The sequence below is a fragment of the Mesorhizobium waitakense genome, from assembly GCF_056431085.1.
Map to the genome: position 1 here is coordinate 80,842 of NZ_JBWKME010000072.1, position 9,696 is coordinate 90,537.

Annotated in this window: 10 protein-coding genes; 6 read left to right on the forward strand and 4 right to left on the reverse strand. The window is 63.4% G+C overall.

Features of this window, described 5'->3' with window-relative positions:
- Window positions 1–74: 74 nt before the first annotated feature.
- Window positions 75–1,547 carry an MATE family efflux transporter gene (locus tag AC07FD_RS17035; RefSeq protein WP_478350789.1) on the forward strand — a complete coding sequence of 491 codons (1,473 nt, stop codon included), beginning with the start codon at window positions 75–77 and terminating at the stop codon, window positions 1,545–1,547.
- A 163-nt stretch (window positions 1,548–1,710) separates the two neighbouring features.
- Window positions 1,711–2,286, forward strand: coding sequence for a TMEM175 family protein (locus tag AC07FD_RS17040; protein ID WP_478350790.1), 576 nt, complete (start codon window positions 1,711–1,713; stop codon window positions 2,284–2,286).
- 120 nt (window positions 2,287–2,406) lie between these two features.
- Here AC07FD_RS17040 and AC07FD_RS17045 read toward each other — a convergent pair whose 3' ends face one another.
- Window positions 2,407–2,688, reverse strand: a complete 282-nt coding sequence (locus AC07FD_RS17045; protein ID WP_478350791.1) for a hypothetical protein — start codon at window positions 2,686–2,688, stop codon at window positions 2,407–2,409.
- Between the two features lie 261 nt (window positions 2,689–2,949).
- Here AC07FD_RS17045 and AC07FD_RS17050 point away from each other — a divergent pair, with 261 nt between their 5' ends.
- Entirely contained in the window at window positions 2,950–3,816 is an 867-nt protein-coding gene (locus AC07FD_RS17050; protein ID WP_478350792.1) for an SDR family NAD(P)-dependent oxidoreductase, read from the forward strand.
- 41 nt (window positions 3,817–3,857) lie between these two features.
- Here the strand turns inward: AC07FD_RS17050 and AC07FD_RS17055 are convergent, their stop codons facing one another.
- The 3 genes from AC07FD_RS17055 to AC07FD_RS17065 form a co-directional block, all read right to left on the reverse strand.
- Window positions 3,858–4,283, reverse strand: a complete 426-nt coding sequence (locus AC07FD_RS17055; RefSeq protein WP_478350793.1) for a low affinity iron permease family protein — start codon at window positions 4,281–4,283, stop codon at window positions 3,858–3,860.
- A 251-nt stretch (window positions 4,284–4,534) separates the two neighbouring features.
- Window positions 4,535–5,176, reverse strand: a complete 642-nt coding sequence (locus tag AC07FD_RS17060) for a DapH/DapD/GlmU-related protein (protein WP_478350794.1) — start codon at window positions 5,174–5,176, stop codon at window positions 4,535–4,537.
- Window positions 5,177–5,254: 78 nt separating this feature from the next.
- Window positions 5,255–5,758: a CreA family protein gene (locus AC07FD_RS17065; RefSeq protein ID WP_457151471.1), complete on the reverse strand. Its 504-nt coding sequence runs from the start codon at window positions 5,756–5,758 to the stop codon at window positions 5,255–5,257.
- Window positions 5,759–5,946: 188 nt separating this feature from the next.
- Between AC07FD_RS17065 and AC07FD_RS17070 the strand changes: the two genes are divergently transcribed.
- From AC07FD_RS17070 to AC07FD_RS17080, 3 genes are all read left to right on the forward strand, one after another.
- On the forward strand, window positions 5,947–6,525 hold the full coding sequence (locus AC07FD_RS17070) for an SCO family protein (RefSeq protein ID WP_478350795.1): 579 nt from the start codon (window positions 5,947–5,949) through the stop codon (window positions 6,523–6,525).
- A gap of 80 nt (window positions 6,526–6,605) precedes the next feature.
- Window positions 6,606–7,478, forward strand: coding sequence for a 50S ribosomal protein L11 methyltransferase (locus AC07FD_RS17075; protein WP_478350796.1), 873 nt, complete (start codon window positions 6,606–6,608; stop codon window positions 7,476–7,478).
- A 145-nt stretch (window positions 7,479–7,623) separates the two neighbouring features.
- Window positions 7,624–9,468, forward strand: coding sequence for an aminopeptidase P family protein (locus tag AC07FD_RS17080; protein WP_478350797.1), 1,845 nt, complete (start codon window positions 7,624–7,626; stop codon window positions 9,466–9,468).
- The last annotated feature ends 228 nt before the right edge of the window (window positions 9,469–9,696 follow it).

The following is a 9,696-nucleotide window of genomic DNA, read 5'->3' on the forward strand; positions in this document are numbered from 1 at the left end:
CCGATTACCGAAGCTTTGAGAACATGATTAGATCAAGGACCGGACCGACATAAGCCTTCGCCGAGTTGCCTGCCATGGACGACAAGATGCCCACGCGCCGGCGCACCGGCGACCTGACCAGCGGCCCGATCCCGCGCACGCTGCTGCTGTTCGCCTTGCCGGTGCTCGGCTCCAACGTGCTGCAGTCGCTCAACGGCTCGATCAACGCCGTCTGGGTTGGCCGTTTTCTCGGCGAATCGGCGCTGACGGCCACCTCCAATGCCAACCTCGTCCTGTTCCTCATCCTCGGCACGGTGTTCGGCATCGGCATGGCGGCCACCATCCTGGTGGCACAGTCGGTCGGCGCCCGCGACCTGGCCGAGGCGCGCCGCATCGTCGGCACCAGTGCGACCTTCTTCTTCCTCGTCTCGGTCATCTTCGCGGTCTGCGGCTGGATATGGGTCGACGCCATCCTCAACACGCTCGGCACCCCGGCCGACGCCTTGCCGCTCGCCCGTTCCTACCTGCGCATCATCTTTGTCGCAGTGCCGATGATGAACCTTTTGTCCTTCGTCATGACCGTGCTGCGCGGTGCTGGCGATTCACGCACGCCATTCCTCTTCATGGCGCTGGCCGTCGTTCTCGACATCGTGCTCAATCCGCTGCTCATCCGCGGCATCGGGCCATTCCCGGAACTCGGCATCGCCGGCTCCGCCACCGCGACGCTGATCGGCCAGACGGTCAGCGTAATCGCCATTCTGATCGTGCTCTATGTGCGCAAGCACCCGCTGCGGCTGGCCGGCGCCAACCTCGCTCTGCTGCGGCCCGACCCTACCTTGCTGCGCATCATCGTGTTCAAGGGAGTGCCGATGGGCCTGCAGATGATCGTCGTCTCGGTGGCGGCGCTGACGGTGATGGGCATCGTCAACTCCTACGGTTCGCAGGTCGCCGCCGCCTACGGCATCGCCGCGCAGCTGTGGACCTACATCCAGATGCCGGCGCTCGCCATCGGTGCGGCGGTCTCCTCGATGGCGGCGCAGAATGTCGGCGCCGGCCGCTGGGACCGGATCGGCCGCATCGCCGCCTCCGGTGTCGGCTTCAACCTGGTGCTGACCGGCGCACTGGTTGCCGTGCTTTGGCTTTTCGACCGTTCGGTCCTCAGCCTGTTCCTGAGCAGCGACAGCGCTGCGATCGACATCGCCGCCCACATCAACAATGTCGCGTCATGGTCGTTCATCCTGTTCGGCATCACCATCGTGCTGTTCGCCACCGTGCGCGCCACCGGCGCGGTGATGCCGCCGCTCATCATCCTGGTGATTTCGGTGCTGGTCGTGCGCACCGGCTTTGCCTATTTCATGCGCGGCGTGATCGGGGAGGAAGCGCTGTGGTGGAGTTTCCCGGCCGGCTCGATCACCTCGCTGGTGCTGGCCGCGGCCTACTACCGCTTCGGCCGCTGGCGCACCATGCACATGATCGAGGACAGGCCGGCTGCCGGCGAGCCGCCGGATACCGGCCTTGGCGTGCCGCGCCAACGCGCGAATATGGCGCCCGAGACGCCGAACGGCTGAAAGACAGGCGATACCTCCACACTTCGCCTGTGACGACGGCGAAGTGATCTTCTTCCACCCGAACCGCGATCCGTCCCGTCGTCAGAGGTGGTCGCCCAGCCACATGGCCGGTAGCCGCCTGTTCCGCTATGGCGTAGATTTCGCCGATAGAGGGGGAGGACTTATGGGCAAAGGCAGGGTCGAAGCATTCACCGATGGCGTCGTCGCTATCATCATCACCATCATGGTGCTCGAGCTGAAAGTGCCGCATGGCGAGGATGTTGCCGCCCTGTTGCCGTTGTGGCCGATCTTCTTCAGCTATGTGCTGTCCTTCATCTACGTCGGCATCTACTGGAACAATCTGCACAACATGTTCCACACCGTGCAGCGCGTCGACGGCCGCGTGCTGTGGGCGAACCTCAATCTTTTATTCTGGCTGTCGCTGATGCCGGTGACGACGGCCTTCATGGGCGAGAACCACTTCGCGCCGGTGCCGGTCGCCGTCTATGGCATCGATCTCGTGCTATGCGCCGTCGCCTATACGATACTGGCCGCAACACTGCATCGCCTGCACGGCTACGAGACCGCCTTTGCCAAGGCGCTGGGGAATGACCGCAAGGGCAAGATATCGCTGACCCTCTACATCGCAGCAGTCCTGCTGACCTTCGTCAGTCAGTGGATTGGCGTCGCGCTTTATGTGCTGGTTGCGATGATCTGGTTTGTGCCGGATAGGCGCTTCGCCCGGGTGATCGAAAAATAGCGCTTTTGTCTGACGCAATTCCAGGCGGAAAAAACCGTTTCACACTTTTCCTGGAATTGCTCTACTTATGTCTACGCAATTCCGGACGGAAAACCGTTTCACACTTTTCCTGGAATTGCTTCACTTGCGCATCGCCTTCAGTTTTTCCGCCACCGAGGCGGCAAGGTCGGCATAGCGCTCCTCCAGCCGTTCCGCCGCCTTGATGATCGAGAAATCATGGCCGAATTTCTCCAGTGCCATGCACAGCTTCTCGACGAACTCGGCTTGTTTCTCCAGGGCGGAAAAGAGCGTTTTCACCTGCGCTTCGCTGATGTCGGGGTTGGCCAGCATCTGCGGCACCTCGCGGCTCATCTGATCGCCGGTGGCGGTCTGTTCCTTCAGAATTGCGACCCAGTCCGTCAATCAGGAAATCTCCATTTGTCACGGCAAAAGTCTCCTTTTGCCGTGGCAACATGCGCAGCCTCGGCCGGGCTGGTCAACCCGGGCCAATGCATGCCGCCCGAATGGGCGCAGCGGCTTTGGGACGACGACATGCATGAAAACAAGGCCTGAAGCGCGCCGCATAAATCGCTTCAAACCCAATGCGCTTTACGCGCAGGGAGGCTTGCGCTGGCCCGTTCCAGCGCTAAGTTCTGCGCCATCGAAAGAAGGACCCCATCGCCCATGATCACCGACGCCGAAATCCAGACCGCCCTGCCCGCGCTTGGCCCGGGCAACACCGCCGTCATCACCGGCGCCGCCAGCGGTATTGGGCTTGCGGCCGCCAAGCGGCTTGCCTTGATGGGCATGAAGATCGTGCTGGCAGACATCGGCAGCGCGCGCCTTGACGACGCCTCCCGCGCGGTTTCCGCGATTGCGGGCGAGGATGCCGTGCTTGCCGTTGCCGCCGACGTTTCGAACGCGGATGAAGTGGACCATCTCGCCGAAAGAGCGTTCGGCGCCTTCGGCGACGTGTCGCTGCTGATGAACAATGCCGGCGTGGGCAACAACCCCGGAAAACCTTGGGGAAACCGCGATGCCTGGAAGCGGCTTCTGGACATCAATTTCTGGGGCGTCGTGCATGGCGTCGAGGCTTTCGCGCCGCGCATGCTGGCCGCGGCCAAGCCCGGCCTGATCGTCAACACCGGCTCCAAGCAAGGCATCACCACGCCGCCCGGCAACCTTGCCTACAATGTGTCCAAGGCTGGCGTGAAGACTTACACCGAAGGCCTGGCGCATGCGCTGCGCAACGAACCCGGCGCCCATCTCGCCGCCCATCTGCTCATCCCCGGCTTCACCTTTACCGGCCTCACCGAGGGCGCGAAGGAAAAACCGGCCGGCGCCTGGAGCGGCGAACAGGTCATTGATTTCATGCTGGAATCCCTGACCAGGGGCGATTTCTACATCCTGTGCCCGGACAATGAGGCGGCGCGGCCGCTGGATGAAAAGCGCATGGCCTGGGCGATCGGCGACATCATCGAGAACCGCCCGGCCCTGTCGCGCTGGCATCCGGACTACAAGGAGAATTTCGCGGCGTTCATGAAGCAATGAGCATGACCGCACGGTTGATCCCGAACTAAACCGCGGACGCTTCAGGCCGCGTGCTTTTTCGGCCCGCGCTTCTGCGCCACGGCCTTCTTTGCCGCCATGGCGGCGATCTTCTCGTCATGCCGCCTGGCCGCACGCTCGCATTTGTCACGGATCTCCTCGACCTCCGATTCGGTCAGATGTTCGATGCCGATGAAGTTGTTGTGGCCCTCGCTGACGCGGATCAGCTCGTCGAGCTTGGCCTGGATCGCCGCGCCGTCGCGGTTCTGGGTGTTCTGGATGAGAAAGACCATCAGGAAGGTGATGATGGTCGTGCCGGTGTTGATGACGAGCTGCCAGGTGTCCGAAAAGCCGAAGAACGGCCCGGTCACCGCCCAGACGACGACGATCAGGCAGCAGGTGGCAAAGGTCAGCGGCAGGCCGGTGACGTGGGCGACCCTGTTGGCGATCTTGGTGAAAAGCTTTTCCATGTGTCGAAATCCCTCAACGCAGCGGCGCGATGAGAAACAACCGGCGACCGCTTCAGGTTCCCGGCGCAAACAAATACGTCAGGCGCAATTGGCTACACGCATAAAGAGAACAAGGCGGAAAACACGCCTTATGGCTTCAATGCCACAATAGCGGCACAGGCAAGAGTGCCTGTTCCTTCCGCTACCCAGCGGGTTATCTCCAGCCCCTTCCGCCGCGCCACCCCCGCATGGCGGAAGGGGTTTCAGTCCGGTCAGATGGCGTCGTTTTCCCAGCGGTCGAGGAACGCCTCGATCGGCAATGCCTGCATGTCGGGAACCGCCCTGGCGAGCTTTTCGACCGGCCAGTCCCACCACGCGAGCGCTTCGATCCGAGCCGCGACAGTGGCCGGGAAGCGTGATCTGAGCGGTCTGGCCGGCACCCCGGCGACGATGGCGTAGGACGGTACGTCATGCGTCACCACCGCATTGGCGCCGATGACGGCGCCATTGCCGATGGTGACCCCGGGCATGATCACCGCGCCATGGCCGATCCAGACATCATGGCCGATGGTCACTGCTTTCGCCTGCCGCCGCTCGCGGAATGCGGCGTCGACGCCCCGCCAGCGAAAATACTCGTTCGGCCGGTAACTGACCTTGTGCTGGGTCAGCCGCTCGATGGGGTGCTCCAGCGCGTTGATGCGGCTGTTTGAAGCGATCGAACAGAATTTGCCGATCGTCGTGTAGATCGCTTCGGCGTGGCGCTCGAAATAGGAGAAGTCGCCGACGCTCACCTCGCGCAGTACCACCCTCTCGCCGATCGAGGCGTAGCGGCCGAGCTTGCAGGCCTTCAGTTCCGCGGTCGGATGGATGCGCGGCTCGGAATCCTTCGGGACGAGATTTTCGGAACGGTCCATGCGGGCGGCTTTACCCCGAGGCGGTTGGTCCCGCAAGCGGGACCAACCCGTCCGTAAGCTCGGTTCCAGCCGACCCACCTATTTCGGCTTGCCGCTGGTCCACACCACGTTCTGGCCGTAGAGCGGCACGGTGGTGACCGACATCTTGGCCGAGCCGTTCTGCACCTGGCGTGAATGCGACAGGTAGATCAGCGTCTCGTTGGCCTTGTCGTAGATGCGGTTCACCACCTGCTTCTTCCAGATCAGGCTGATGCCTTGCTTGAACACTTCCTCGCCGCCTTCGCTCATATCGATGTCGCCGATGGTGATTGGGCCGGTCTGGCGGCAGGAGATCGAGGAGTCGGACGGATCCTCGAACCAGTTGCCCTTATGCAGGCGGTCGATGATGCCACGATCGAAATAGGCGACGTGACAGGTGACGCCCTCCACCTTCGGATCCTTGATCGCCTCGACGATGATGTCGTTGCCCAGCCAGTCGACACCGACCTTGCCGACTTCATCGGCGACGGCCGTGCCAGCGCCAAGGACAACGCACGCGGCCAACGCGCCGCCGATCAGTTTCCGCCCAATCAGTGCTTGCAAGGGAGCCTCCTGCTTCGAGTTGCCGGTCACAGGTGGGGCGACCAACCCCGCTTTGCAAGCATATACGTCAACACCACTGCGGTTGCGGCAACGCGGCACTTTGCCTGGACGGGGTCGAACCGTTAAGACTGTCGTGCTGGCGCGGCCTTGGGCCGGCGCCCCGATGATTCTGTGGACGGACCTTACTGATGATGCGTTCTATTCTGGTCGGCATTCTCGTCCTGATGGCGGCCGGCATCGGCTGGCTGACCTTCGACTGGTACCGCGGCCACTATGGCGGCGAGCCCTTCGGCGCTGCCTTCACGCTGGTCGACCAGAAAGGCGCGCCGATCACCGAGGCCGCGTTCAGGGGCCAGCCCAGCGTCGTCTTCTTCGGCTTCACCCATTGCCCCGAAGTCTGCCCGACCACGCTGTTCGAACTGGCCGGCTGGCTGAAGACCCTCGGCGACGACGGCAAAAACCTGCATGCCTATTTCGTCTCGGTCGATCCGGAGCGCGACACGCCCGATGTGATGAACGCCTATGTCAGCAATTTCTCCGACCGCATCGTCGGCATCACCGGCGATCCGGACAAGGTCCATGCCATGGCCAAGTCGTTCGGCATCTACTGGAAGAAAGTCGACACCGGCGACGGCGACTACACGATGGACCATACCGCCTCGGTGCTGCTGCTCAACGCCAAGGGCGACTTTGCCGGCACCATCGCCTATGGCGAAAGCGCTGACACGGCCGTCGCCAAGTTGAAGCGACTGGCCGCGGGCGCATGATCCCGAACCGAAGGACCGCGTCAGCGAAAAGTGGGAACCGGTTTTCGGACAAGATCATGCTCGAGCAAGACACATAATCCATGACCCAGACGCGGCTTCATTTCATCACCGGAAAGCTTGAATCCATCAGCATTTTCGCGGCGTTTGAGGCGGCCTTCGAGGATGAAGGCCTGCCGATCGCCGTGCTGGAGGTCGATGAGGATCGCGACATCTACGAAGTGTCGCTCTATGCCGATGGCGACGTCGATGCGGTCGAGACGCGGGCCAAGGACATCCTTGCCGGCCTTTCCATTGCTAGGCCGATCGGCCGCGAGGCCCTGCCCGACATCGACTGGGTGGCGCGCTCGCTGGAAGGCTTGAAGCCGGTGCGCGCCGGCCGTTTCTTCGTCCACGGCGCGCATGACCGCCGGAAGCGCCACAGCGGCGAACTGGCCATCGAGATCGAGGCGGGCCTTGCCTTCGGCACTGGCCACCACGGCACCACCGCCGGCTGCCTCGAAATGCTTGAAAAGGTCATGCGCCGCGAGCACCCGCGCAATGCACTCGACCTCGGCACCGGCAGCGCGGTGTTAGCCATCGCCGTCGCCAAGCTGGCGCACATTCCGGTGCTGGCCACCGACATCGATCCGGTGGCGGTGAGAGTGGCTGCTGCCAATGCGCGGCTCAACAACGTCAAGGCACTGGTGGAGACCGTGACCGCGCCGGGCTTTCACCACCCGATCTTTGGCAAGCGCGCGCCCTTCGATCTCATCGTCGCCAACATATTGGCGCGGCCGCTGATGCGGCTTGCCCCGCAAATGGCCGATCATATCGCACTTGGCGGCTCGATCGTGCTGTCAGGCATCCTCGAGCGCCAGCGCAACGCCGTCGTCTCGGCCTATGTCGGCCAGAACTTCCGCCACTTGCGCACCTTGCACCGCGAGGGCTGGGTGACGATCCACCTCAAGCATTGAGGCCGACACGCTGGCAACGACCCAGCTTGGACCAAGCCCGGCCGGTTGTCAGTCAAGCGATGCTGTAGCAGGTTGCGCCAGCCGGAAATCGATTCCGGTTTTCATGCCCATGCGCTACATCAATGCCGAATTCAGGGAGGCCACAATGTTCCAGACCTTCGATTCCGCGGGCGATCCGGCAGTCGGCAAGCCGCGCATCGCGCTGCTGCTCCAGTGGCTGGCCGCCAACGAGCTGGACGGCTTCATCGTGCCGCGCGCCGACGAACATCAGGGCGAATATGTCGCCGATCGCTCGGCGCGGCTGAAATGGCTGACCGGTTTCAGCGGCTCGGCCGGTGTCGCCGTCGTGCTACGCGACCGCGCCTTCGTCTTTGTCGACGGGCGCTACACGCTGCAGGTGCGCCACGAGGTCGATCTCGACATTTTTTCGATCGAAAGCCTGGTCGACAACCCGCCAGCTGTCTGGCTGAGGGACGCCATCGGCAAGGGCGCGCGGCTCGGCTTTGACCCGTGGCTGCACACGATCAGCGAGGTCAAGGCGCTGCAGGCTTCGGCCGACAAGACCGGCGCTGTGCTGGTGCCGCTCGACAAGAACCCGATCGACATCATCTGGAAGGACCAGCCCGAGGCGCCGGTGGCGCCGGTCGAGCTCCACCCGATCGGCTTTGCCGGCGAGCTCGCCAAGGACAAGCTGGCGCGGCTGGCAACGGCGATCGCCAAGGACGGCGCCACCCATGCGGTGCTGACCGACCCCTCCTCCATCGCCTGGGCCTTCAACATCCGTGGCGGTGACGTGCCGCATACACCGCTGGCGCTCGGCTTCGCCATCCTCGCAGCCGACAGCTCTCACCAGCTTTTCATGGACCAGCGCAAATTCTCGCGCCAGGTCGAGGCCTATCTCACGCAGCTCGCCGAGCCGCATCAGCCCGGCGAATTCGAAGCGGCGATCGTGGCCCTTGCCAAGGGTGGCGCGAAGATCGCGCTCGACCCGGTGCTGGCGGCCGACAGGCTGCGCATGTTGGTCGAAGACAATGGCGGCACGGTGGTTGCCGCAGCCGACCCCGCCCGCATTCCGCGCGCCACCAAGAACCAGGCCGAGATCAACGGTTCCCGCGCCGCGCATCGGCGCGATGGCGCTGCAGTGGCGAAGCTTTTGTGCTGGCTGGAGCGCCAAAAACCCGGCTCGCTCGATGAGATTGCCGTGGTGACCAGGCTTGAAGAGACGCGCCGGCAGACGGGCGAGGAAACCCAGATGCCGCTGCGCGACGTCTCTTTCGACACCATTTCCGGCGCCGGCCCGAACGGCGCCATCATGCATTACCGTGTGTCGCGCACCACCAGCCGCAAGCTGCAGGCCGGCGAATTGTTCCTGCTCGATTCCGGCGGTCAATATCAGGACGGCACCACCGACATCACCCGCACGGTGCCGATCGGCCAGCCGACCGAGGAAATGCGCGAACGCTTCACGCTGGTGCTGAAAGGCATGATCGGCATCTCGACGCTTCGCTTCCCCCCCGGCACGCGCGGCTCGGAAATCGACGCCGTCGCCCGCATGGCGCTGTGGAAGCACGGCTGCGACTTTGCCCACGGCACCGGCCATGGCGTCGGCTCCTATCTGGCCGTGCATGAAGGCCCGCAGCGCATTGCCCGCACCGGCACCGAAAAGCTGCTCGAAGGCATGATGCTGTCCAACGAGCCCGGCTACTACAAGGAAGACTCCTACGGCATCCGCATCGAAAACCTGATCCTGGTGACGCCGGCGGAACAGGTCGAGGGCGGCGACATCGCCATGCACGGCTTCGAGACGCTGACGCTGGCGCCGATCGACATCCGCCTGGTGCGCACCGATCTGCTGACGCGCGACGAATTGCACTGGCTCGACGCCTACCATGCCCGCGTGCTGGCCGAGATCGGACCGATGCTCGACGGCGAAACGCTGGCCTGGCTGGAAAAGGCGACCGCGCCGCTGCCGCACGATGCGAAGATTTAGGGGCTGGTCTTGGAAAGCTGGCGCTACCCCTCATCTGCCTGCCGGCATCTTCTTCCCGTATAGTGACGGGGAGAAGGGGCCGTTGCGACCTCGGCGCCCTTTTCTGCAACGCTGGCGATTGGCGAAACCCTCAATGACAGCGTCTTTCTCCCCGTCTCTATACGGGGAGAAATGCCCGGTGTCCGAACCTGATAGATAGGTAACAGAATGGACCGATAGCATAGGTGA